At 60.8% G+C, this 24,457-nt stretch carries 17 protein-coding genes and 1 pseudogene; 7 read left to right on the top strand and 11 right to left on the bottom strand.

Translation table 11 applies throughout. The annotated features are described in order from the left end of the window. Positions 1-10: 10 nt before the first annotated feature. From FBX99_RS18410 to FBX99_RS18390, 5 genes are all read right to left on the bottom strand, one after another. Positions 11-1,480, bottom strand: a complete 1,470-nt coding sequence (locus FBX99_RS18410; protein ID WP_144930090.1) for an efflux transporter outer membrane subunit — start codon at positions 1,478-1,480, stop codon at positions 11-13. Next, positions 1,477-1,950, bottom strand: a complete 474-nt coding sequence (locus tag FBX99_RS18405; protein WP_144930091.1) for a MarR family winged helix-turn-helix transcriptional regulator — start codon at positions 1,948-1,950, stop codon at positions 1,477-1,479. Before FBX99_RS18405 ends, FBX99_RS18410 begins: the two co-directional genes overlap by 4 nt. A gap of 221 nt (positions 1,951-2,171) precedes the next feature. Further along, positions 2,172-5,846, bottom strand: a complete 3,675-nt coding sequence (locus FBX99_RS18400; protein WP_145132439.1) for a translocation/assembly module TamB domain-containing protein — start codon at positions 5,844-5,846, stop codon at positions 2,172-2,174. Further along, a complete protein-coding gene (locus FBX99_RS18395) occupies positions 5,843-7,570 on the bottom strand; it encodes an autotransporter assembly complex family protein (RefSeq protein WP_145132437.1) in 1,728 nt (575 codons plus the stop codon). Before FBX99_RS18395 ends, FBX99_RS18400 begins: the two co-directional genes overlap by 4 nt. A 76-nt stretch (positions 7,571-7,646) precedes the next feature. After that, positions 7,647-8,297 (bottom strand): N-acetyltransferase, encoded by a 651-nt coding sequence (locus tag FBX99_RS18390; RefSeq protein WP_047700645.1) that lies wholly within the window; start codon positions 8,295-8,297, stop codon positions 7,647-7,649. A gap of 335 nt (positions 8,298-8,632) precedes the next feature. Here FBX99_RS18390 and xthA point away from each other — a divergent pair, with 335 nt between their 5' ends. The 3 genes from xthA to FBX99_RS18370 all read left to right on the top strand — a co-directional run bounded on the left by xthA (position 8,633) and on the right by FBX99_RS18370 (position 11,819). After that, positions 8,633-9,445, top strand: coding sequence for an exodeoxyribonuclease III (gene xthA / locus FBX99_RS18385; RefSeq protein WP_047700644.1), 813 nt, complete (start codon positions 8,633-8,635; stop codon positions 9,443-9,445). Positions 9,446-9,638: 193 nt separating this feature from the next. Then, complete coding sequence (locus FBX99_RS18375; RefSeq protein WP_145132433.1) at positions 9,639-10,973, top strand: substrate-binding domain-containing protein; 1,335 nt, start codon at positions 9,639-9,641, stop codon at positions 10,971-10,973. 513 nt (positions 10,974-11,486) lie between these two features. Then, positions 11,487-11,819, top strand: coding sequence for a DUF6124 family protein (locus FBX99_RS18370; protein WP_145132431.1), 333 nt, complete (start codon positions 11,487-11,489; stop codon positions 11,817-11,819). 111 nt (positions 11,820-11,930) lie between these two features. Here FBX99_RS18370 and FBX99_RS18365 read toward each other — a convergent pair whose 3' ends face one another. Continuing rightward, positions 11,931-13,169, bottom strand: coding sequence for a M20/M25/M40 family metallo-hydrolase (locus tag FBX99_RS18365; RefSeq protein ID WP_144930098.1), 1,239 nt, complete (start codon positions 13,167-13,169; stop codon positions 11,931-11,933). Positions 13,170-13,600: 431 nt separating this feature from the next. On the opposite strand from FBX99_RS18365, the gene FBX99_RS29210 reads away from it, so the two are divergent. The 4 genes from FBX99_RS29210 to FBX99_RS18345 all read left to right on the top strand — a co-directional run bounded on the left by FBX99_RS29210 (position 13,601) and on the right by FBX99_RS18345 (position 19,171). Then, positions 13,601-15,115: a polymorphic toxin type 44 domain-containing protein gene (locus FBX99_RS29210; protein WP_256664092.1), complete on the top strand. Its 1,515-nt coding sequence runs from the start codon at positions 13,601-13,603 to the stop codon at positions 15,113-15,115. Between the two features lie 681 nt (positions 15,116-15,796). After that, complete coding sequence (locus FBX99_RS18355) at positions 15,797-16,726, top strand: alpha/beta fold hydrolase (RefSeq protein ID WP_144930099.1); 930 nt, start codon at positions 15,797-15,799, stop codon at positions 16,724-16,726. Positions 16,727-16,857: 131 nt separating this feature from the next. Then, the gene (locus FBX99_RS18350) at positions 16,858-18,234 is read left to right on the top strand and encodes a VOC family protein (RefSeq protein ID WP_144930100.1); all 1,377 of its coding nucleotides are present in this window, start codon (positions 16,858-16,860) and stop codon (positions 18,232-18,234) included. 418 nt (positions 18,235-18,652) lie between these two features. Then, positions 18,653-19,171: an Hcp family type VI secretion system effector gene (locus tag FBX99_RS18345; protein ID WP_144930101.1), complete on the top strand. Its 519-nt coding sequence runs from the start codon at positions 18,653-18,655 to the stop codon at positions 19,169-19,171. Positions 19,172-19,591: 420 nt separating this feature from the next. Here FBX99_RS18345 and FBX99_RS28920 read toward each other — a convergent pair whose 3' ends face one another. The 5 genes and pseudogenes from FBX99_RS28920 to FBX99_RS18325 form a co-directional block, all read right to left on the bottom strand. Beyond that, complete coding sequence (locus tag FBX99_RS28920; protein ID WP_178111995.1) at positions 19,592-19,762, bottom strand: hypothetical protein; 171 nt, start codon at positions 19,760-19,762, stop codon at positions 19,592-19,594. A gap of 30 nt (positions 19,763-19,792) precedes the next feature. Further along, a pseudogene (locus FBX99_RS18340) lies at positions 19,793-20,035 on the bottom strand (hypothetical protein). Between the two features lie 76 nt (positions 20,036-20,111). Then, entirely contained in the window at positions 20,112-21,182 is a 1,071-nt protein-coding gene (locus tag FBX99_RS18335) for a lipocalin-like domain-containing protein (protein ID WP_144930102.1), read from the bottom strand. After that, positions 21,179-23,653, bottom strand: coding sequence for an FtsX-like permease family protein (locus tag FBX99_RS18330; protein WP_144930103.1), 2,475 nt, complete (start codon positions 23,651-23,653; stop codon positions 21,179-21,181). The genes FBX99_RS18335 and FBX99_RS18330 overlap by 4 nt, the downstream gene beginning before the upstream one ends. Further along, entirely contained in the window at positions 23,650-24,318 is a 669-nt protein-coding gene (locus FBX99_RS18325; RefSeq protein ID WP_144930104.1) for an ABC transporter ATP-binding protein, read from the bottom strand. Before FBX99_RS18325 ends, FBX99_RS18330 begins: the two co-directional genes overlap by 4 nt. Between the last annotated feature and the right edge of the window lie 139 nt (positions 24,319-24,457).

The raw sequence follows: 24,457 nt of genomic DNA, 5'->3' as shown, positions 1-24,457 counted from the left end.
ATACCTCGAATCAGTTATGCGGCGCGGCGGAAACCGCCGCGGCCGAAGCCAGGGTGTCGGTCTCGAAACCGCCGCCCAGGGCCTGCATCAATTGGATCGACAAATCGATCTGCTCGGCGTTCAGGGTCGCCAGTTGGCGCTGGGCCTGGAGCAGTTGCTGCTCGATGCTCAGCACGTCCAGGTAATTGCCGATGCCCGAGCCGTAGCGCTGGACCACAGTGTCGTAGGAACTCTGGGCAATATCGGTGGCGTGCTGCTGGGCACCGATCTGCCGGGAGATATCGCGCAATTGGTTGATGGTGTCGCTGACATCCCCAAGGGCCGTGACCAGGCTCTTGTTGTATTGCGCCACCGCCAGGTCATAGTCGGCATCCCGGGCATCCAGGTCCGCCCGCAGGCGTCCGCCGTCGAAAATCGGCAATGACACCGTCGGCGCCACGTTGAAGAAGCGGCTGGCCGACCCGAACATCGCGTCACCCAACAAGGACTGCACGCCCGCCGCCGCGCTCAGGTTGAGGTTGGGGTAGAAGTTGGTCTTGCCGGCTTCGATGCTCTTGCTCGCCGCCTCGACTCGCCAGCGTGCCGCCACCAGGTCCGGGCGGCGCCCCAGCAATTCGGCCGGCAGGTTCGACGGCAACGCGACGGCACTGGCTTGCAGTACGTTGGGCCGGGCGATTTCATTGCCGCGATCCGGGCCCTTGCCCAACAGCACCGCCAAGGCGATCTTGGCGCTTTGCAGGCGTTTTTCCGTGTCGATCAGCGTCGCGCTCGCGCTGGCTTCCAGGCTTTCGGTCTGTTGGAACTGGTATTCGCTGTCAATCCCGGCAGTCAGACGACGCTTGCTCAGGTCGAGCATCTGCCGGGTGCGCTTGAGGTCTTCAACCGCCAGGTCATGAATGATGTGCGCTTGCCCCAGGTCGCTGTAGGCCCGGGCCACATCGGCAGCCAAGGTCAATTGCGCGGCCTGGCGGTCGATTTCCGCCGCACGGGCCTGGCCCAGTGCAGACTCCCAGGCCGCCCGCTGGCCGCCCCAGAGGTCGAAGTTGTAATTGAAATCCACGCTCAGCGAACGCAGGGTGCTGTACGCCCCGCCCTGCCCCGCCGGGTCCTGGTCACGGGCCAGTCGCGAACGGCTGACGCTGCCGCTGGCATCCAGGGTCGGCATGCGCGCGGCGTTGGCGGCATAGGCGGCGGCACTGGCCTGATGCACCCGGGCACTGGCGATCTGCATGTCCGGGCTGTCGCGCAGGGCTTCACGGATCAGGCCGTCGAGTTGCGGATCGCCCAGGCTGGACCACCAGTCGCTTTTCGGCCATGACGCCGGCGACAGCTTGACGCCATTGAGGGATTGTCCAGCCTTGAGGTTCTGGGCCTCAAGGCTGACGCCTTCGGTTTTCAGGCCGCTGTAGCTGGCACAGCCCGCGAGGCTCATGGCCAGCAGCACCAGGCTCAACCGGGTACGCAAGGTTTTACGCTTCATTTGTCCCCCAGTCGCAACACGGTGATGGGATCACCGGCAGCGAGCAGTATTTTCTTGAGGATCTGTTCGAGGGTTTGCAACTCCTCGCGGCTGATGGCGCCAGCCAGTTGATTCATGGCGTCGGCGCCGATGTAAGGCAGGCGATCGGCGAGCCCCTGGCCGGCCTCGGTCAGTACCAACTGCACCTGCCTGCGGTCCTCGGCCGAGCGCTGGCGAACCAGGAAGCCCTTCTGTTCCAGGCGGTCGAGCATGCGTGTCATCGAGCCGCTGTCCAGGGACAGGTAGCGACACAGTTCGGCCGGTGTATCGATGCCGTGCTGGGCCATGATGATCAGCACCTTGAACTGCGCAGCGGTGATGCCGACCGGTTCCATGTGCGTGTCGATGATCCGGTCTTTGAGCAGCGCGGCCCGTCCGAGCAGCATGCCGAGGTGACAGTTATGGAATTCGTCTGGGGTGAAATGCTTCATCAGGACACCGTTTGCTGCCTAGGCAGTGAATGTATGTCGAGATATTACTGCTTAGGCAGCAAATGTCAAACGAATCGTTAGCAGGCTACATACAATCGGATAAGCGCATCCCGCCTGTGGGAGCGGGCTTGCTCGCGAAGGCGGCGTTTCAGGCAACATTGAGTCGTCTGACACACCGCTTTCGCGAGCAAGCCCGCTCCCACCGGGGATTTGGAGGGGGGTCAGAAATCGCGCTTGTAGAAGATGTCCAGCGAGCTGGCGACGCCGCTGGCGGCTTCGAGGTAGACCTTTTTGCTGAGTTTGTAGCGCAGGGCGATGGTGTTGGCCGGCTCGAACACCCCTACGCCATAGCGCAGGCTGAGTTTTTCCGACAGGTTGCCGCTGGCGACCACGCTGGTGGTGTTGCCACTGCCTTGGGTGTCGAGCTGGAAATCATCGATCCCCAGGTTGCTGGCAAGGCTGGTGGTCACCCCTGAACTGCCCATCAACCCCAAGCCCAGCGCTGCCTGGGCGAGCATATTGTTATCCTCGCCGGTGGTGCTGAGCGGTCGCCCCAGCACCAGATAGGACAGCGCCTGCTCCTGGCTCATGGCTGGTTCCGAGAAGATTTGCGTGACCGGCTGTTCGGCGCTCCCGCTCAAGCGGATGCCGGCGATCACGTCATCGGTCTGGCGAATCGCCTCGACGTCCAGGTAGGGCTGGTCGATGGGCCCGGCGAACAGCAGCCGCGCCCGACGTACCGTCAGCCGTTGCCCGTAGGCCCGGTAACGACCGTCGTTGAGCCAGAGTTCGCCACGGGTATCCATGTTGTCGCCGATGTGTACCTGGCCCTGGACGTTGGCCGTCAGGCCGAAACCGGAAAACGCGAGCTTCTCCTGGCCCACGATCACATCGACGTCCATTGCCATGGCCAGCGGCGCCTTGCCCTCTTCGGTCTGGTGGCCGACGATCACCGTGTCGTCCGAGACCTTGACGGTGGAGGGCGGCAATTCGCGGACGGTGATCTCGCCCTTGGGCACCAGCACCTTGCCGGCAATCGACAATCGCTCGCCATGCAGCGTGATGTTGAGGTCCGGCGCCACCTCCAGCAGCGCATAGGGCTCCACGGTGACCGGCAATTGCGCGCCCTTGAGCGCCAGGTTCATGCACAAGGCCTCGCCCCATCCCAGGTTGCCGCTCAGGCTGCCGAGTCCGCCCTTGCCACTTTTCCAACTACCGTCGAGGCGTACCGTTTCTCCCGCGATCATCGCCCGCACCTGCAAGGCTTCGAGGCTGACCGGCAACTCCGGGCCGGACACCTCGCCCTCGTTGAGCACAAGATTGCCGTTCACCTGGGGCGCCAGCAAGCCACCGGACAACGTGCCACTGCCGTTCAGATGCCCGGTGAGGGTTTCCACCATCGGCACGAACGGCCGGGCCACGGACAGGTCCAGGCCGGTCAGGCGGAACGAACCGCTGAGGGGTTTGCTGGCGGGCAACGGGTTGATCTGTGCCTGAAGCATCAGTTCGCCGAGCCGGGCGCCAACAAAATTCAGGTTGGTGTCGATGCGCTTGGGAGTCAGGCGGCTGTCCAGCTTCAGGGTCTGGTAGGGAAAGTCCAGCCACTGTTCCTTGTCTCGAATACGTAGCGTGCCGCCACTGGCATCTACCAGAACCCGCCCGTTCGGACCGCTGGCCGGCAGATCCAACTGCAGATCGGCATTGAGCCGGCCCTGCCAGGCAAAATCCTTGGGCATCCATTGGGCGAGGCTTTCAATGGGGAACTGCTTGAGGTGATAGCTCAGCTTCGGTTCCGGCATCAGGCGCTGGTCCTCGCCACACAGGCTGGCCTGGCCGGAACGCCAGCAATGGGCGCCGAAATTGAGCGTGCCGTTGGCCAGGCGCTCCAGCTTCGCCGGACCTTGCAGGCGCCAGTCCTGGCCACCGACCTGCAGGTCGCCACTGTTCAGGCGCCCACGCCAGTTACCTTGATCCAGCGCGCCATCGAAGCCCAGGGCGGTCTTCAGTTGCGGCCCTTGCAGATCCAGGTTGAGTTTTTGCTGCTTGATATCCCCCTGGCCGCTGACCGTCAGCACGCCCAACGCGGTGTCGCCGGCGCGGATGTCGCTGGCCTTCAGATCGACCTTGCCCCGCTGCGCGCTGTCGAGGGTGGCGCCCAGGTTCAGGTTTTGCAGGCGATTGTCCTGAAAGGCAAGCCGGGTGCCTTGCAGGCCGAGCTTGCCTTGGGGGGCTTGGAGGGTCCCAGCCACATCGATACGACCGTTGAGCTGGCCGCGCAGTTGCGGCCAGAGCTGCGCCAGCCGCGCGAGCTTGATGTCGATCTGGCCAGTCAATTTCTGTTGCAGGCTGCCGCTGCCGTTGATGCGGTTATCCCCCAGGCGGATGTCCAGCGCACCAAGATTCCATTGCTCACCGCTGCCGCTGGCCTTGACCTGGAACAGCGCCGGCTGGCCGCGCAACTTGCCCTTGAGGTCCAGGTCCGCGTCGAGGTCGAGGGTGTCGTTTTTCAGCGACCCTTTACTGCGCAGCGGTCCAGCCAGGGTGCCGGGCAGTTCGCCAAGCCAATAGGCCGGATTGATGGCCGACAGGTCCAGCGCCGTATCCCAGGCAATGCCCTCGGCAAATTGCAGGTCCAGGTGCCCTTCGGCCTTGCCTTGCCCCGCCGTGAACTGGAGCTGCGGCAAATGGATCTGCGTCAGGTCGCCGCTGAGCGGGCTGCCCAGGCTGAAAGCGCCTGCGGGACCGTCTAATGCGGCCTGGAAATAACCCAGGTACTGACCGTCGGTATAGGAGACTTCGCCGTTGAAGCTGCGCAACGTCACCTGTGGCTCGTCGATCAGCGGATAGAGACGATGCCAGGGGAAATCCAACCAGGCGATTTTCACGTCGGCGCTCAGGCCTTCGCGCCAGTCCACCTGCCCGCTCACGTTCAAGCTCTGCCGGTCACCGGCGTTCAGGTCCACGCCAGCGATCTGTGCGCCGCCGGCGTCTACCTTGCCTTGCAGCGACAACGCCACCGGTCCCTGCTCGGCGGGCAGCGTGGCCTTGCCAAGCAGTTGATAGCCGTTTTTCAGGTCGCCTTCACCGGTCAGTTCCAGTTGATTGAGCAACAGCGTGTCCGGCAGATCGGCGCTGGCCTTGAAGCCGTCGGCGGTGATACGCACCTTGGCCGGCAGGTTGTCCGCCAACGGTTGCAGCTCGCCGACCAGCCGGCCTTGCAGGTAGCCGCTGCTGTCGGCATTGAGGTTGAGCGTGTCGAGCAGGTTGCCGTCGACGGTCAGGTCCAGCGCCCACGGCGTGTCGCCCGGGGCCGGCAAGGTCAACTGACCCTGGGCCTTCAGCGGCCAGTTGCCTGCGGGCTTCAATAACCCGGAAAGCTTCAGGCTCAGCTCGTCACGCTGCAATTGTACCGAGTCGATCTGCAGGCCCGCAGCGGCCCAATGGGCAACCAGTTGCAACCCCTTGAGCTGCTCGCTGCCGTTGAACAGCAGGTTGCCGATCTGCACATCGCCCAGTTCGATGGCAACCGGCAAGTCCAGGTCCGGCAACGCGATCGGACCACTGCTCGGCGCGTCGACAGAAGGAGGCAATTGCACGCTGGCCTTATCGACCTTGAGCTGCTCGATGCACAGGGTCATGCGCGCCAGGCACAACGGCGACCACGCGAAGATCAGCCCATCGAGCTCCACGCGGCGGCTGTCCTGTTGCCACAAGAGATGATCGGCGCTCCACTGTCCGCCCAACCGCCCCTGGAAGTTTTCCACGCTCAAACCCGGCGCCAGGCCAAGCGTCCAGCGGCTACCCGGCTGCGTACCCAACATGACGCCCAATGTCAGCACGACCAACGCCAGCCCTCCAGCGAGCGCCAGCAGTATTCTCTTCAAACCACGCCTCACAACTCAGGCCCCATGGAAAAGTGCAATCGGATGCCGCCCTCTTCGTCCAGCGCATGGGCCAGGTCGAGGCGGATCGGGCCGACCGGCGACACCCAGCGCACGCCAACCCCCACGCCGGTCTTGAGGCTCGGCAATTCAAGGCTGTTGAAGGCGTTCCCCTGATCGACGAAGGTCGCGACCCGCCATTTTTCCGCAATCGAATACTGGTATTCGAGGCTGCCGGCGATCATGTAACGGCCACCGATGCGATCGCCTTCGTTGTTTTCCGGCGACAGACTCTGATAATCGTAGCCGCGCACGCTCTGGTCGCCGCCGGCGAAAAAGCGCAGGGACGGCGGAATGGATTTGTAGCCATTGGTGGCACTGCCGCCCACCTGGGCCCGGGCCAACAGGCGATGCTTGTTGAACACCGTGGTCAGGCCCTTGACCATGGCCGTGCCGTAGAGCACGTTGTTGTCCGAGCCCAGCCCTTCCTTGGCGACCTTGGTGTCGAACTGCAAGCGATAGCCGTTGTGCGGATCGATGCGGTTGTCGCTGCGCAGGTACGAGTAGCTGACGCCCGGCATCAACAGCGTGCTCAGGCCCGAATCGTCACCCAGGCGATACTCCTCGCGCTGCCACTTGAGCGATATCACCCGCTGCCAGCCACTGGGCAACTTGCTGTGCCACTCGGGCCCCACGGTCAACAGCTTGCTGAGGCTGTCGGTGTCGGCCAGCTCTTCATACTGGTAACCGCCGGCGTAGCGCAGCTTGTCAGTCAGCGGCGGGTCCAGCGGCACGTCATACCACAGGCCGACGTTCTGTCGGGGGGCCGACACTTCCGTCTCCCAGCCGTAGCTGTGGCCTTGGGAGTTGACCCAATGGCGCGTCCAATTGGCCTTGGCCCGCGGGCCGACGTCGGTGGAGAACCCCAGGCCCAGGCCCATGGTGCGCGGCTTGCGGGTGTCGAGCTTGACGGCGACCGGTATCACGTTGTCGGTCGCAGCGGTGGGCGCCGCATCCACGCGCACGCCTTCGAAGTACCCGCTCGATTGGAGGGCCTGGTTCAGTTCGGCGATCAGCTCTGAGTCGTAGGCCGTACCGGCCTTGAAGGGCACCATGCGTCGCAGCAGGTCTTCGTCGAAGGGCGTATCGCCCTCGAAACTCACCGCCCCCAGGGTGTAGCGTGGCCCACTGTCGTAGATCAGCTCGATATCGGCGATGCCGGCCTGGGGGTCCACCTGCAGTTTCTGGCTGACGAATCGACCGCTGAAAAAGCCATAGCGCGAAGCCTGGTTCTGGATAGTCCGCTTGACGTCTTCATAGCGACCATGGTTGAGCACCGCGCCCGGCTTGAGGGCCGTGTTGTCGGGTACCCGAAAGGCCTTGAGCGAGGCAGCCGGGCCATCGACGCGCACGGTGACGTTGCGCAAATGCACGGGCTCGCCAGGGTCGATGCTCAGGATCAGGCGCGGCTGCTTGCCGCCCTTGACCTCGCTGTCGATCCGCGGCTGATAGTAGCCCAGTGCCTGGGCGGCTTTGCGCGCCTGCTCCTCGGCACCACGACTGAAGCGCAGCAAGGCCTCCTCGTCACGATCGCCCAGGCCACCGATGTAGCCTTCGACGTTGGCCTTGAGTGCATCATTGGAGGGTTTGACCCGTACATCCAATTCACTTTGTGCCAGTGCCGCGCAGCTGAGGGACAGCAGGAGCGCGCCACGGGTTATTCGTCCTGGGAGTTTCATGGCGCGGATGCTAACACGGGCTTGGGAGCCTGATAGGACCGGACATGTCGCAAAAGTTCGCAGACCGGGAGTAGGTTCAGGCCGTTGCGCTTTGCAAAACCTGGGGATTGGGGTGAAAGAACACGTGTTCGCGGATCGGTCCTACCGCAATCTCGCCGATTTCCTCATACCCCTGGCGCTTATAGAACTCCAGGTAGCGTGGGTTACCGGTGTCCAGGACCACCCCCTGAGAATGTTCATCCACCGCACACCAGTTGTGCACTGCCTGGAGCAACTGTTCGCCGAAATGCTTGCCTTGAAACTGTGGATGCACCCCCAGCAGCGGCAGCACATGGACCGCATCCGACGGCAGGCAGGCCGTCACCGCCGCGTGGTATTCCAGGTAGCGCCGGGTGCAACGAAAACCGGTACTCAACACCATGCGCAGGCGCCAGGCCCAGCTTTCGGTGATGCCCAGCCGGCGTTGGGGTGGAGCGATCAGGGCGATGCCGATCAGCCGGTCGTTGACCAGCAGGCCGATGGCCGGCAACTCCTGGAGAAAATGCTGCTTGACCAACTCCCGTACCGTCGCCCTCACCCGCTGCTCATAACCCGGGCGCTCGGACTCGAACAAGTAGCTGAACGTCGGCTCATGGCGATAGGCCTGGTACAGCAATGAACGGGCTTCGCGGGAGTAGCCGCTGTCGAGCATGTGGATATCGGCGATGGCGGTAGCGGTTTCAGGCATGGTGGGAGATCTCCTGGGCGGGCTCGGGAGGCCCTGCTCTTATTGAGTACGAACCCGATAGGGCTGCGATCGTTCCTACATGCACAGGACATTAGCAGTGCATTTGTCCTACTGCCACGCTAGTGGCCTGTGTGGCTAATTCGCTTACTCAACTTCGGCGCCAGGACTTGCCAGCCTGCGTTGCCATTCCTCGCCGTAGCGGGGCTACGACTCGTCATGGCGCCTTGCCTGGCAAGCCCTGGCACTCGAATTTGAGTACTCGAATTAACCGTACAGGCCACTAGCTCCTCTCCGACATGTCAGCTAGCATCGCAGTTTTGCCAGGACAGCCGACCATGAAGATCGTCTCCTTCAACATCAACGGGCTGCGCGCCCGCCCCCATCAGCTGGCGGCGCTGATCGAGAAGCATCAGCCGGACGTGATCGGCCTGCAGGAAACCAAAGTCCACGACGAACAGTTCCCCCTGGCCGAAGTGCAAGCCCTGGGTTACCACGTGCATTACCACGGACAGAAAGGCCATTACGGCGTCGCCCTGCTCTCCCGCCAGGCGCCGCTGAGTTTGTACAAAGGCTTCGAGAGCGACGATGAAGACGCCCAGCGGCGCTTTATCTGGGGCACCTTCGCCGACGCCAATGGTGTGCCGGTGACCATCATGAACGGGTATTTCCCACAAGGCGAAAGCCGCGATCATCCAACCAAGTTCCCGGCCAAGGAACGTTTCTACAGCGATTTGCAGCACCTGCTGGAAAGCCGCTTCAGCAACGACCAGCCCGTGGTGGTAATGGGCGATGTGAACATTTCCCCGGAAGACTGCGACATCGGCATCGGCCCGGACAACATGAAGCGCTGGCTGAAAACCGGAAAATGCAGCTTCCTGCCGGAAGAACGCGAATGGATGGCCCGCCTGAAGAACTGGGGCCTGGTGGACAGCTTCCGCCACCTGAACCCGGACGTCACCGACCGCTTCAGCTGGTTCGACTACCGTAGCCGCGGCTTCGAGGACGAACCCAAGCGCGGCCTGCGCATCGACCTGATCCTGACCTCCCACGGCCTGCTGCCACGGGTCAAGGATGCCGGTGTGGATTATGAACTGCGGGGCATGGAGAAGCCTTCGGACCATGCGCCGATCTGGCTGCAATTGAGCTGATCCCAAAACCTGCACTCCCCCCTGTGGGAGCGAGCCTGCTCGCGATGACGGCGGCACATTCAACATCAATGCAAGCTGACCCACCGCTATCGCGAGCAGGCTCGCTCCCACAGGGGTCGAGGGTGATTGTCATCTCACAGTCACCTGCCTGACTTAATCTTCCGGCATTTCTCTGGGTTCAGAAGGTGCCGAGATGCGGCTTCGGGTGGGTTGTTTCGTGGTGCTGTGGCTGCCGCTCACGGCCTGGGCCACCGATCTGCCGGTTCCCGAGCAGGGTCTTGCCTTGCGCATACAGGGTTCGAACACCATTGGCGCGACACTCGGTCCAGCCCTGGCCAAGGGGCTGATGGAAGATCAGGGCCTGCTCAAGGTCAGCACTGAAATCACCGGTCATGACAACGAGCAACGCATCGTTGGCCAGACCGCCGGTGGCCGGCGGGTGGAGATCGACATCGCCGCCCATGGCTCCAGCACCGGATTCGCCGCCCTCAAGCAGGGCGGCGCCGACCTGGCCGCCTCTTCCCGGCCGATCAAGGACAACGAGCTGGAGGAACTGCTGCCCCTGGGTGATCTGAAAAGTCCTACGGCCGAGCAGGTCATCGCCATTGATGGCCTGGCGATTATCCTTCACCCAAGCAACCCGCTGCGTCAGTTGAACACTGTGCAACTGGCGAAGATCTTCAGCGGTGAAGCGAAGACCTGGGAGTCGGTGGGCAGCGTCGGCGGACCGATACGGCTCTACGCCCGGGATGACCAGTCCGGCACGTACGACACCTTCAAGGAACTGGTGCTCAACCGTCAGGGCAAACGGCTGGATCCTGCCGCCCTGCGCTTCGAATCCAGCGAACAGTTGTCCGACGCCGTCAGCCAGGATCCCCAAGGCATCGGTTTCATCGGTTTGCCCTACGTGCGCCAGGCCAAGGCGCTGGCGATTGCCGACGGCGACTCCCAACCGATGTTGCCGTTGAACAACCTGATTGCCACGGAGGACTATCCGTTGTCCCGGCGGTTGTTCTTCTACCTGCCGCCCCAGGCGGGCACTCCATGGGCCGAGGCGTTGGTGGCGTTCACCCAAAGCGACAAGGGCCAGGCCATCGTCGCGGCAAACGGGTTCATCGCCCAGACCGTGCGGGCCATGACTGTCACGCCGAATGCGTTGATGCCGGAGGGCTACCAGTCCTTGAGCCGCCACGCCCAACGCCTGACCGTCAACTTCCGCTTCGCCGAAGGCAGCGCCAGCCTCGACAACAAGGCCCGCCAGGACCTGAGCCGCGTGCTCGACTACCTCCGGCAACACGGCAAAACCGAACGGCACGTCACGCTGGTGGGGTTCGGCGACGCCAAGGACGACCCGGCGCGAGCGGATTTGTTGTCCAAACTACGGGCCATGGCGGTGCGACGTGAGCTGGTCAGGAACGGCGTGACGCTGCGGGAAGTACGCGGGTTCGGCGCACTGATGCCGGTGGCGGCCAATAGCGAGGATGAAGGCCGGATCAGGAATCGGCGGGTGGAGGTTTGGGTGTACTGAAATCTCCTGGCTGGCACCAAACTCTTGTGGCGAGGGGATTTATCCCCGCTCGGCTGCGAAGCAGTCGTAAACCGGCTGACACGGTGCATCTGTTGCACCCCGGTGACTGGTTTTGGGGCTGCTGCGCAGCCCAGCGGGGATAAATCCCCTCGCCACAAAAGCCATGTGTTTACTTTGCTCATCGTGGTGTAGGTCGCAACTACATCGCCTTGCGCCATTGCCTACAACTACGCCAGAATCCGCCGGCTTGTGCGCTTTGGGCCCCTGGCTTTATCGTTTTCCGGTCGCTGACGAATCAGCGACCGGGTTTGGTAGCCCGGGTAAACTAAGGCGCACAGCTTCGGCAAATATCCGTTGACGATTTTCGTTGGCTGATTGTTATGGCGGCTGTGCGCGGGGCACCCTTGTGGTGCGCTGGGTTGCCTTGGTACCCGGTCTACCAACCTGCGTATAGCCGCCACCTAATGTTTGGTAGCAATAGGTTGCGGCTCCATTTACCAAGGAGTTTCAAGCATGTTCAAAGTACCCCCCAACCCACCAGACACCGATCCCAACGCATCGGAACTCGACAAAGCCGCCAAGCGCGCCCTCGATTTCTACCTCAAGCCCCACCCGACCGAAGCCAAGATCGATCCGGGTCCACTCTTCACCGTGGTCAACGGCGTCGACACCGAATGCCTGCTCGCCAACCTCAGCGAAACCCTCTCCTCGGCCAATGCCATGGTCAGCGACCTGGCGTTCGAGCTGGATGGCTCGCGGCGGCATGTGGCTCTGGGCATCCAGCAATTGATCGAGCTGGGTGGATTGCTGGCAAACCGGGCGCTGGATAACGTCGACCCACGCTAGCCGCTTCACCCAATGAAACTGGCCTCTGGAAAACACTTCCAGAGGCCACAGGGGGTATGCCTTAACCCACTGGGAGCGCCCCTACACAGGACTCAGTGCTGGGCCTGATGACTACCGTCCCGCCAACTCCATGATCATCCGCGACAGCAGATAGACCCGTGGCACGACGCTTTCCACTTCCGCGTATTCCTCGGGTGTATGGATGTTGCCGCCGACGATCCCGAAACCGTCCAGCGTCGGCGTGCCGACCTCGGCCGACAGGCTGGCATCCGCCGCTCCGCCGCTGCCCTCCTCGGTAAGCTTGCGCCCCAGCTCGCCATAGATCCCCTGGGCCATGGCCATCAGACGATCCGATTCCGCCGTCTGCGGCATTGGCGGCAGGCCGCGTTTCAGGCTGGTGGTGACTTCGGTGTCGGAGATCAGTTTGTCCTGGGACACACGGGCCAGGTCTTTTTCGATACGGTCGAATTCTTCCGGCACCGCGGCCCGCACGTCAGCCTTGGCGGTGGCCTTGTCGGGAATCACATTGGTCCGGTCGCCCGCGTTGAGCACCGTGAAGTTGATGGTGGTTTTCTTGTCCGCGTCGCCGAGCTTGCCGAGCTGAAGGATCTGGTGCGCCGCTTCCATCGCCGCATTGCGCCCCAGTTCTGGCGCCACACCGGCGTGGGACGCCTTGCCCTTGACCTCCACCAGCGCCGTGGCACTGCCCTTGCGCCACACCACCAGGCCATCGGCCGGGCGCCCCGGTTCCAGGTTGAGGGTCACGTCATGGGCCTTGGCGGTTTTCTTGATCAGGTCGGTGGCGACGTCCGAGCCGGTTTCTTCGCTGGCATCGAGCAGGAAGGTGATCTGTGCATAGTTCTTGAAGTCCAGGTTCTTGAGCACCTTCAACGCATAGATGCCGGCGACGATGCCGCCCTTGTCGTCCATCACGCCAGGCCCATAGGCGCGGCCGTCCTTGATGTGGAACGGACGCTCGGCAGCCGAGCCTTCCTTGAACACCGTGTCCATGTGGGCCATCAACAGAATCTTCGCTTTCCCAGTGCCCTTGAGGGTCGCCAGGATGTGCTGACTGCCATCGGAGTTCGGCACCTTTTCAATGCTGGCGCCCAGCTTCTTCAACTCATCGATGGCAATGTCGCCGACCTGGGTCAGCCCCGGCACATAGCCGGAGCCGGAGTCAATGTTCACCAGTTTTTCGAGCAGCTTCAGGGCCTCGCCCTTGTACTGTTCGGCGCCGGCGAGGACCTGTTGATCGGGTTGTGCAAAAGCGGCGGGAGCCAAGGCACCGAGGGCCAGGCTCAAGCCGAGACTCACGGCCAGACGGGAGCGCAGAGCGGTAATCATCATGATTTCATCCTTGTTCCGCGGAGAATGCCTTGGCACCCTACCCGACAATGAGGTAGCGCTCCAGTCTCTCCGTAGAGCGCTGTCCATGACCTGATTGGCGGCCCCCGCAACAGCCATGTTGCTAATAACGCAGCTAGGCAACAGAGCATCAGTAGTGTGGAAAAATACCTGACCTCACACACTATCAAGAATTTTCCGACGAGTTTTTCAGGTTGCCGATCAGAAGCCATATAAATAGCCTGCTTATCATGCAAGACAACACCCTTAGCCCCAATCATGCAAGACATGTTAGTTAACGGCGATCAACTGAATCTCATCTTGAATCGTTATCGCCAGAAAATCGAACATCCATAATTCTCACAACGACTATCCTTCGTCCCCAACGAATAATTCGACGTTTTACGTACCAGACTCATTGCCAAGGAGGCATCATGAAAAACACGCCCCCCCCTCAAACAATCAATCTCCCCCCCATCATCATAAAATCTGACCCTCCATTGCCACGTCTGCCGTACGCGCCATTCCCACCCAGACAATATATTGCAAAGCCGCTCCCATGGAATGGAAAAATCGTTGAGTCCACAGAGTTAAAAACTCTCTTCAGCAAAAAAAACATCAAACATCCGGATCAGTCAATAACCATCATCATAGCTATCGCTACTCAACAGGACAGGATAGACAAAGCCTACAAGGCACATATCCCGTTCTTTAAGCCTGAGCTTGACGAAGAAATTTCAAAGAAATCAGAGCCGGGCAAACCAGGCATGCTGGAGCGATACAAGCACGAAAAATCTGTCGTCGACGAAGTTCTTCGATTTAAAAAAAACGAACTACAAAAAATTACTGCAACAGCAAGCCAATTTTATGGAAGAGACCCTCTCAACAACACCATTAAAAAAAATGCAGTTGAGTTTCTAAATATTTTTCATAAAAGCAGAGCCCCTTCACTGACCACCTACAACAAATGGCTCACATCCATCACCGCCGCCTATACAGCCAAAATGCTTGCGGTAAAAACAAAAATGCTGACGGAAAAATCCAGGCAACTTACTTCAACTATTGCAACCACAGAAGCCGATGAAAAAAAAAGACACATCGCTACCTGGACCAATCGATACAATCTGAAAAAAAACGCCATCGTCAGCCAATATCAGTTGGACAAGACCAGTTTGGAAAAAAGAATCCAGGCCGAACTGGATTCTGCCAGCAACGCCGAAGACTCGACAGCGGAGCTGTCACCAGAGCAAGGAATGAACAAAGCCATTCTCTTGATCAAACAACTGAGAGATACAAAACAAAAAGAGCTGCAGCAACATCTTTCACTTCTGGCGACCTATGCGGGCACAGATTTCATAGCCCGGGACAGCAAAGCCTTTCTTGAGCGCATACAAACTAATCATCTTGACACTGAAATATCTTTTGAAGAAGAATTCTCAGCCATTCATGCAACCTATCGCAGCGATATATTAAATGCCGAAATCAATAACCTTGAAGATCGACTTATTAAATTGATCCCTGCATATGAACAGCTCATTGAGGAACGGGCCAACTCAGGAATACTCCCCCTTGCGCCACCAGATGTCCTTCTGACTGAAAACATGAAGGAGGCAAAAAAACTGAGGGATGCCTCAAAACTTATCGTAGGAGGGGATGCTGTTCTTCTGGGAATTTTTTATACAAAAGTCAGAAACAAGGGCGAATGGGACTACAAGCAACGCGGAAGGGAATTTGAGGAATTCGGTAATTTCAATTACGGCGCCACCGGTACGGCAGCAGGGCTTCCAGAGCACGTTCTACTTAGGGCGGCAGGCGCGGCTCAATCCATTGCAGGAACATCAAAAGAGGAGTTTGGAAAGTGGTGGGCGGACTCGCCCTACGGCGATGACAGCATAGACCAGATATGGATAAGAGCAGGTATACGACATGCTAAAACCAAAGATTTCTAAGTGGATCAGCGTCACCCTATTAACAATATGCCTTATACAAACAATATACATCTACACGCTGTCGCGGCCTTCACCAGAACCGTCAGAGATAGTATCCATAATACCCATCGACTCTACAGGTGCAGTTTACGAAGTTCTATACAACTCAGGCGGGGCCACCGTCCCATTTAGCTATAGATATTTTGTCCTGGAAAAAATCACCGACCCCAATGAAGCGCTTAATCGAATAAAATCGTCCCATCCATTTCTTGTCACCAGAAGCTCTGGTGCAGTTCGAGGCACCTCACCTGGCAGAGTAAAACTTAGAACATTGGACACAATCTACGATTACAGAAACACCGCGTACTATAGAACCAATGGGGAACTGAAACGAGTCAAGTTGGACCTGACTTCAGATATGCCTTGATCATTGCTGCGACGGTGCCCGGTCACACAGATAAAGAAACACTATGTTTGATGCTGCTCACGTCCAGCTCAGCAAGCATCAGGCACCGTATCGCTGAATGGAAATAACACACATAAAAAGAACGCGCCGTCAATAACCTCACGCTTTCACAGCACCTTTCAACGCACAAGCTACGCTGTCGTCGCGATGTCCCCACGTTTGAGCTTCACTTATCACTACGCCCTGTCGCCCAAGGCTGACCGATCAAATTTTGTCGTGACTCATGGAGGTAAAAAATGCTGGTGCTGTGGGTAATACTCGCCGTGTTTGTCGTCTGGAGCTGGCTGACCTATCCGGCCATCGGCCAGGTGCTGTTCGACCTGAGCATGGCGGTGGAAACCCGTCTTTCCCGGTTGCACAAGATCACTGTGCCCATCAGCGAAATGACGGTGTCGACCCTGCAAGGCGGACCTTATGAAGCCTCTGGCTGCATCCTGATGCTGCATGGCTACAGTGCCGATAAAAACCTCTGGCTGCGGTTCGCCCGGCCCTTCGTCCGTGACTACCGGGTGCTGATTCCCGACCTGCCCGGCCATGGTGAAACCGGCTTCAAGGCCGGTGGCGGCTATGACATTCCGACCCAGGCCCGGCGGATAATCGAGTTGCTCGACGCCTGCGGCCTGGACAAGGTCCATGTGATCGGCAACTCCATGGGCGGTTACCTGGCCGCCTGGCTGGCAGCCACTTCGCCGGAGCGGGTGCTGACCCTGACACTGCTCAATCCGGCCGGCGTGACGTCGCCCCAGCCCAGCGACATGGACCGCCAGGTGGCCGCCGGGCGGAACCCCTCCCTCATGCGTTCGCGTAACGATTTCCCACCCTTCTATGCAATGACCATGGACTCACCGCCCTGGGTGCCCAAGGTGGTGTTGGCGGCGGTGGCCGATAAGTACGTCAAGTGCCGGGAAGAACTGGCGGAGATCTACACGGATTTCAACGCCAGCCCGCCGATGGAGCCGCGCCTGTCCGACATCCGCGCGCCGTCGCTGCTGCTCTGGGGCCGCCAGGACCGGATGATCGACGTCAGCTGCGTGCCGGTGTGGAGCAAGGGCATCGCCGATCTGCGGGTGGAGATCTGGGATGGGCTGGGTCACTTGCCGCCGCTTGAAAAACCGGAACGGACGGCGGCGCTGTATCGAGGGTTCCTCAAGGGGTTGGGACAGTGAACGAGCGGTGGGATCAGTCCCTGGCAGAATGAAGTCCTGAAGATTCTTCGTTTGCGAGGGCTGGAGAAGGCTGCGATCTTTCGTTCCACTTTCATTCCCAATTCCCACAGTCCGAACCAGGAATTCTCACCATGAGCTTCGTCAGTCCCGACCTGATCCGCCAATGCTTCTCCAGGGCGATGTCCGACATGTACCGCGACGAAGTGCCCCTGTACGGCACGCTGATGAAGCTGGTGGAACAGACCAATGCCCAGGTGCTGGGCAACGATCGGCAACTGGCCGAACACCTGGACAGCACCGGCGAGCGTGAGCGCCTGGACCTCGAACGCCACGGCGCGATCCGCGTCGGCACCGCCGCGGAGCTGGCGACCCTGAGCCGGCTGTTCGCGGTCATGGGCATGCAGCCGGTGGGCTATTACGACCTCACGCCCGCCGGGGTACCGGTGCACTCCACAGCCTTTCGCGCCGTGCACGAAAGCGCCTTGCAGGTCAGTCCGTTCCGGGTGTTTACCTCCTTACTACGCCTGGAACTGATCGACAACGCCGAGCTCCGGGCATTTGCCGAATCGGTGCTGGCTAAACGGCAGATCTTCACGCCGAAGGCGCTTGAGCTCATCGACCTCGCTGAACGCCAGGGGGGCCTGACACAAGCCCAGGCCGACGACTTCGTCCTACAGGCCCTGGAAACGTTTCGCTGGCACCACAGCGCCACCGTCACCGCCGAACAGTACCGACAACTCAGTGCCCAGCACCGTCTGATTGCTGACGTGGTCGCCTTCAAGGGCCCGCACATCAATCACCTGACACCGCGCACCCTGGACATCGACATTGTCCAGGCGCAGATGCCCGTGCATGGCATCACCCCCAAGGCGGTGATCGAAGGCCCGCCCCGCCGCCAGTGCCCGATCCTGTTGCGCCAGACCAGTTTCAAGGCACTCGACGAGCCTGTCGCGTTCATCGACCAGCCCCACACCCAAGGCAGTCACAGCGCGCGCTTCGGTGAAATCGAACAACGGGGCGCCGCCCTCACGCCCAAGGGCCGTGCGCTCTACGATCAGTTGCTCAACGCGGCGCGGGATGCCTTGGGGGAATTTCCCAACGAGGCCAATGCCGCGCGTTACAACACCTTGATGACCGAACACTTTGCGCCGTTCCCGGACAGCCACGATGAGTTGCGCCGGCAGGCACTGGCGTACTTCCGTTATTTCGTGACGCAAAAGGGCCTGGCCGCCAAAGGCACTCTCGAGCCATCGACGGCGCTGGAGCAGCTGGTTGAACAGCAATACCTGCGCGCCGAACCGCTGGTGTATGAAGATTTCCTGCCAGTCAGCGCCGCCGGTATCTTCCAGTCGAACCTCGGTGATGACGCCCAGAGCCGTTACGCCGGGCAGTCCAATCGCCAGGCCTTCGAAGCGGCGTTGGGACGAACGACGATCGATGAGCTGGGGTTGTACGCCGAGACGCAGCAGCGCTCCATTGAGGAGTGCAGGGTGGCGTTGGGTTTGTAAGGACAAGCTGAGAAACACCGTTCACTTAAGGTCTGGAATGATTTTGTGGCGAGGGGATTTATCCCCTCGCCACAGGGTGGTGCTGGATGGGATTTAGGGGTTCACGCTGAAATAACCGTAGCGAGGGTCAGGCAAAAAGCTGCGCACCTGCTTTCGTCATGAGGCTCATCAATCTGATCGTTCTGCCTGTACTCAGGGGTTCAAAACCGTTGCGCAAGAAACTGCGCGACACTGTGCAGGCCGTTGCGCAGTTCGCGTCAAAATGGTCGGAAACACACTCGACAGTTGCTCAAAAAAATAAATAACCACTTGAAATAAAACAACTTTTAAGAAAATGGCATAGCTCTTGATAACCCTTCCGGCACCTCGGGACGATTCCTTCCCAGGTCCTTTAGTTATCCAGCAAGGAGAGCATCCATTGGCTACCCCCGCGTACATGTCCATCGAAGGCACCAAACAAGGTCTGATCACGGCCGGCGCGTTTACCGCCGACTCGGTGGGCAACACCTATCAGGAAGGTCATGAAGACCAGGTCATGGTCCAGGGCTTCCAGCATCAGGTCATCATTCCGCGCGATCCGCAGTCCGGCCAGCCAACCGGCCAGCGCGTGCATAAACCCTTGGTCATCACCAAGGTCTTCGACAAGGCTTCGCCGCTGCTGCTGGCGGCCCTGACCTGCGGTGAACGCCTGACCAAGGTTGAAATCCAGTGGTACCGCACTTCTGCCGCCGGCACTCAGGAGCATTACTACACCACCACCTTGGAAGACGCGATCATCGTCGATATCAAGGACTACATGCTCAACTGCCAAGACCCGGCGAACTCGCACTTCACCCATCTGGAAGATGTGCATTTCACCTATCGCAAGATTACCTGGACGCACGAAGTGAGCGGAACGTCGGGCTCCGATGATTGGCGCTCGCCGGTTGCCGGTTAATACAGGGACAACCGTTCAAGCATCGGCCGGCGCTGCTGGTCGATGCAGATGAATAAGGGGAAATGTTTCAGACGGTGTTCGCCCAGTGCGACGGCCTCGGCATTCCATGCACTGGTAAAGAGCCAGACACTGGGCGAACGGGCTCAATAATAGTGGAACTTTCGAGCCATGTCCGCCTCACCGCTATAAATAATTATTCACTTCCAGCTTATTTAACTTTGGTCGGCGGCGTTCACCCATTCGCTCAATTAATCGTTTGATTGAGTACAAAACCTGGATCCGATAATAGTTGGCCAACGTGTTACACAAACGCAACACCTCAGTACAGCAATTCCATTTAACAAAAGCATGTAATGCGTCACAAAACCTGACAGTCGTTATACATCGTCCTTTCCATGGGATCGATATGACGAAGTTGCGTCATGGCGTCCGGTTTTTTTGTGCATCGGTCTCTCCCGCTCCGGGGTTACCCTCCTGCTGCTTGCGCTTGGCCGGATCATTCGGGCGCAGGGCATCGTTGTCGCGCTCCACTTCACCGGGCAGCGCCGGTTCGTCGGGGTTTTGGGTGGCGTGTTCGGGGTTGTCCTTCATGGCTACTCCTGGCGTGTTCAGGCTTGCGCATCAAGCATCGGGGTCGGCGACTTCCTCGGCGACGTTGGCATCCGGGGAACGCTGGTGGAGCTGTTCGGCCCGGGCCTTGAGCTCCTGCCACTGCGCCAGGTCGATAGCCCCTTGGCCGAACAGGTCATTGGCCAGCTACATCAACTCGGTGAAATGAGCATCGGGCGACTGCTGCCAGTAGGCCTTGTCGTCGAACAGTCGCTGCCAATCGGCCAGCGACGGGGGTTTGAGGTCATCGCTCATGACGGGGCTCCTATCAGGCCTTGTCCGGGCATTCATAACGTATGAGGGAGCCGCTCCCCGGGAGTTCCGATGAGTCTCAATAACCGGTCATTTCCAGATAGCCACTGCCGCCATGACTGCCGCTCACTTGTACCGGGCCTTCCCAATAGGGGATGCGCAGGGCCATCCAGGCGTTGGGGTTCAAGGCGCGGGTGCTGATCTCGACTTGCTTGCCGGGGATCTTGATGGACCAGCGCACCGGCATCGAGCGTCCGGCAACCTGGGCCATTTGCGCAGGCACCAGCTCGATGTCCGCGGCATGCAGGGGCTGCGCCTGGCCACGGGCATCGATCCAGGTGCCGGTGAGATACGGCGCTCCGTCCTTGTGGCGCATGCGGTAGAGCATCACCTGCTCGCCACTGTCCAGGTGCAGGGAGAACCAGTCCCATCCGGTCTGGTTGGCGGTCAGCGGCTGGCTGCTCCATTCGCGATCGAGCCAGGCCGGGCCACTGACCGTATAACGCTGACCGTCGATTTCCAGCTGACCACTGGCCTGGAAGAACGGCTGGCTGTAGTAGTAAGACGCCTGTCCCTGTTCGGATTTCTGACTGAAGCCCTTGTCGCCCTGCAACACCAGCGGACGAGTCGACGTGAGTCGCAGCTCATAGCGAAAGTGTGGGTCGCGGGCCTTCAATAGCATATCGGTCAAGGGGTCGGTGCCGCTCGCTTGGGTCGTGAATTGCCAATCGTCGATCCAGGCCTCGAAGGGCACCGTCTGCACCCCGGCCTGCCCCACCCCGCCCCGTGCGTAGCGCTCGGCGGCATGATGGACCGTCGCAGAAGTGACGGCGGCGTGGCCGAGCCAGATCGTTTGGTTGCGCCAGCCATCCGCTTGGGGGCCGGCGCTCAAGGCGCTGCGAAACAGTGTCCATTGCACACCGAATTCACGTCCCTCGGCATCCTTGAGATTGGCGGTGACGTACCACCACTCGATGCGATAGCCCTGGTGAACGCCGTGATCCGCCGGAAAGTCGAACACCCGCCCTGACACTACCGGGGTGAAGGCGACGGCTTCGCCACCCAGGCCGGCAAAGCCTTTCTGGGTTTCAGGCGGGCGGTCACAACCGCAAAGCAGCGCCAACAGCAGCAGGCCGATCCTGACTTTCATGAACGGTCCTCCTGGGAAAAGCGCCTGAGCAGGTCCGCAGGCTGGGTACGGTACAAGGCGTACAACGGCCAAGCGGACGCAAGCAATGTAGCGAACATCGCCAACGCCAGCAGTTGCGCCAATTGCAGCGGGAACACCCGCAACGGCAAGCGCCAACCGAACGCCTGCACATTGATCACCGCATCCAGGCACCAGGCCAGGGCGATGCCCAGCGGCACGGCGAGCACCAGGGTCAGCAACGACAGCAGCCAGGTCTGGCCGAGGTTGAGCAGCATCAGTTGCCGGCGCGTCACGCCCAGCGCCCATAGCGGCGCCAGCTGGCCGAGACGACTCTGGCTCTGGGTCAGCAGGCTGATGAACAGCGCCACTCCGGCCACGGCCAGCGTCAGACCGTTCAGCGCGGCGGTGGCAGCAAAGGTGCGTTCGAACACCTGGGTCGACCAGCCCTTGAGCCGGGCTTGATCGACGATCCGGCTGTCATCCAGGTCGAATCGACTTTGCAATGCCGCCAGCAGTGTCGGCATGGCGGAAGGCTCGATCCGCAGATTGAAGCGATACGGTGTCAGTTCCGGCCATTGGGCAAGCAGATGGTCGGCGTTGACCAGCACATGGCCCTTGGGATTGCCGTAATCGGCGTAGATGCCGACGATACGCGGCGTCCATGGCCCCTGCGGGGTTGGCAACGTCAGTTGATCGCCAACCCGGACCTTGAGGCGCCGGGCCAGCTGTTCGCTGAGCATCAGCGTGTCGGCGGCCGCCAGTTGCTCCCAGGGTGTATCGGCAGATTCCAACAGCGGCCAATGCTGGCGATAGAGGGGGTGATCGATGACGCCGAAGACGTCCGTCGGCCAGCCTTGTAACGGCACCGAAACCTGCCAGTTGGGCAGTATGGCGGTCACGGTTGGTTGCTGCTTGAGCCAGGCGTGCAGCTCGCCGGCCTGGGCCGGGGTCTGCGGGCTGACGTAGAGTTCTGCGGTCAGACGCTGTTCGAGCCAGTGGGTGAAGGTCTGGCGGAAACCGGCGGTCATGCTGCCGGCGCCGATATTCGCCGCCAACGCCAGCAGCAAGGCCATCAACGCCAGGCTCAACGTCGGCAGTTGCTGTCGACAGTCGGCGAGGAACCATTGTCCGAGCACTGAACGGCTGCGACGCAGCAACAGGTTCAACACACGGTTGAGCAACACCGGCAAGGCCAGGGCCGCGCCCAGCAGCAAGGCGGTCATCAAGACAAAACCACTGGCCAGGCTGTCGCCTCGGAGCAACGCAAACACGGCAATCAGCGCCGCCAATGTCGCCACCCAACCCTGACGACGCAGCCAACGTGCATGGGCCTGATGCCAGGCCTGGGGATTGGCCAGCGCCAGCAACGGCAAGCGCGCCGCCCGCAGCAAACTGTCGGCGCCGGCCAGCAGCGCACCGAGCAGGCTCAGGCCAACACCGCTCAGCCACCACCACGGGCTGAGATTCAACTGCCCAGGTACCTCGGCGCCGTATAACCCTCGCAGGCTCGCCGCGACATCCGGCAACAGCAGGCCCGCCAGCCAGTAGCCGCTCAGCACCCCGGCAACGCCGCCCGACACAGCCAGTACCCCCAGCTCGACCGACAGGCTGGTGACCAGCATCCGCGCACTGACGCCGCAGGCCCGCAGGGTTCGCAGCAGGTGGCGGCGCTGCTCCAGGGCCAGGCCGATTGCCGCGTGAACGATGAACAACCCCACCACAAACGACAGGAAGCCCAGGGCATCGAGGTTCAGGTGAAAGCTTTCGGTCAGGCGCGATAGATTATTTTCTTCATCGGCGCGCTTGAACTGCAACCGACCGTTGAACGCCTCCGGCAACCCCGCGGTGAACGTGGCGGGCAGCAGCAATCGCGACAACCGCTCCGGCTGCCCGAGCACTTGCTGGGCGAAGCCGATGTCCATCAGCAGCATGCCCGGTGCCATGTCCGCCTGGGTGTGCAGGGGCGGCAAGATATGTCCATCGACGGTCAGGGGCCGGTCGCCCTCGCCCAGCCCCAAGGCTTGCAGGGTTTGCGGGGCCACCCAGGTGCGGCCGGGCTCGCTGAAAAACGCCACCACCTCGCTCATCTCCCGCGCCTGCCCCGCCAGCGCCGCACCGGCGGGCAGCGACACCGGTTCGATGCCCATCAGTTGCAGGCGCTGATCCTCATGCCCCTTGAGCGTCACCCTGGCCTGCAACACCGGCGACACCGGCCAACCCTGGCGACGCAGATCGACAAACCATTGCTGAGGGAAGGTACCGCCGCCGGGGGCATTGAGGCTGGCCTGGGGTTCGCCGCCAATGAGCCGGCTGGCCCGGGCGTAGCTGTCCCGGGCCTGACTGTTCAAGGCCTGCACACCGCTCAGCAGGCTAGTGGCGAGCCAGAGCCCGGTCAACACACTGAAAAACTGCACCGGGTGCAGACGCCAATGGCTGAGCAAGGCCTTGAGGGTCTGGCGAAAGATCATCAGCCCTGACCCACCTGCGCCAGCCGCCCACCGTGCAACACCACGCGTTCAGCCAGACGGGCCGCCACCCGTGGGCTATGGGTAACCATCAGCAGGCTGGTGGAGCTGCCGTCCAACAGCTCCAGCAACAGGTGCAGCACTTCATCGCTGGTGGCTTCATCGAGGCTGCCGGTGGGTTCGTCGGCCAGTAGCAGAGGCGGACGCGAAGCCAGCGCCCGGCCCAGGGCGACCCGTTGCTGTTGGCCGCCGGAAAGCTGTTCGGGATAACGTCGCAGCAGCTCCCCAAGACCGAGTCGCTGTATCAGATGGGTCTGCCAGGCAGGGTCATGGCGACCACACAATCGCGCCTGGAACGCCAGGTTGTCCGCCACCGACAAGCTGCTGATGAGATTGAACTGCTGGAACACCAGGCCGATTTCCGTTCGCCGCCAACTCGCCAACTGGCTTTCGCTCATGCCGTCGAGCCGGTACTCGCCACTGCGGATGCTGCCACGATCGACCTTGTCCAACCCGGCGACCAAGTGCAGCAAGGTACTTTTGCCACTGCCGGACTCTCCCATCAGCGCCAGGCTGCTGCCCGGCGCCAATGTCAGGTCGACGCCTTGCAGCACCGGCAACGGACCTTGAGGGGTGACGTAGCTTTTGAACACATCGCGGACTTCAAGCATTGAAAGGCTCAATGGATAAACGTCGGGTCAGGATAGCGGAGTCAGATGAAGGAGCGCTCCCGGGACTTTACGTGGGATCGGATCGTACCGTTGGTCATCTGCTGTTTTTTTGAGATCCTATACTCTTGCGTGTTGTCAG

Source organism: Pseudomonas sp. SJZ074 (assembly GCF_007828215.1).
GTDB lineage: Bacteria > Pseudomonadota > Gammaproteobacteria > Pseudomonadales > Pseudomonadaceae > Aquipseudomonas.
This window is presented reverse-complemented; position numbering and strand designations above follow the sequence as displayed.